Source organism: Paenibacillus sp. GYB006, from assembly GCF_036577645.1.
Classification (GTDB): Bacteria; Bacillota; Bacilli; order Paenibacillales; family Paenibacillaceae; genus Paenibacillus.
Genome location: NZ_JARBDA010000061.1, coordinates 1 through 463 on the forward strand (window position 1 = coordinate 1; position 463 = coordinate 463).

The following is a 463-nucleotide window of genomic DNA, read 5'->3' on the forward strand; positions in this document are numbered from 1 at the left end:
AATCATGTTTGGTGGCGATAGCGGAGGGGTTCCACACGTACCCATCCCGAACACGACCGTTAAGCCCTCCAGCGCCGATGGTACTTGGACCGCAGGGTCCTGGGAGAGTAGGACGCCGCCAAGCGAACATCCTTACCTCAGGTAACTGAGGAATGTGTTTACTACTAATGGTTACTATTCCCTGATAGCTCAGTTGGTAGAGCACTCGACTGTTAATCGAGTTGTCACAGGTTCGAGCCCTGTTCGGGGAGCCATTGCTCTCATAGCTCAGTAGGTAGAGTGCATCCATGGTAAGGATGAGGTCACCGGTTCGATCCCGGTTGAGAGCTTGTTTATTAAGGCCCGTTGGTCAAGGGGTTAAGACACCTCCCTTTCACGGAGGTAACAGGGGTTCGAATCCCCTACGGGTCACTTTATATGGAGATTTAGCTCAGCTGGGAGAGCATCTGCCTTACAAGCAGAG

3 tRNA genes and 1 rRNA gene are annotated in these 463 nt (G+C 52.5%); all 4 read left to right on the forward strand.

Annotation, left to right across the window (positions count from 1 at the left end):
• The first annotated feature begins 7 nt into the window (after nt 1–7).
• Nucleotides 8–124, forward strand: a 5S ribosomal RNA gene (gene rrf / locus PV403_RS24915).
• 54 nt (nt 125–178) lie between these two features.
• Nucleotides 179–254, forward strand: a tRNA-Asn gene (locus PV403_RS24920).
• 2 nt (nt 255–256) lie between these two features.
• Nucleotides 257–329 (forward strand) — tRNA-Thr (locus PV403_RS24925).
• Between the two features lie 10 nt (nt 330–339).
• Nucleotides 340–411 (forward strand) — tRNA-Glu (locus PV403_RS24930).
• Nucleotides 412–463 lie beyond the last annotated feature (52 nt).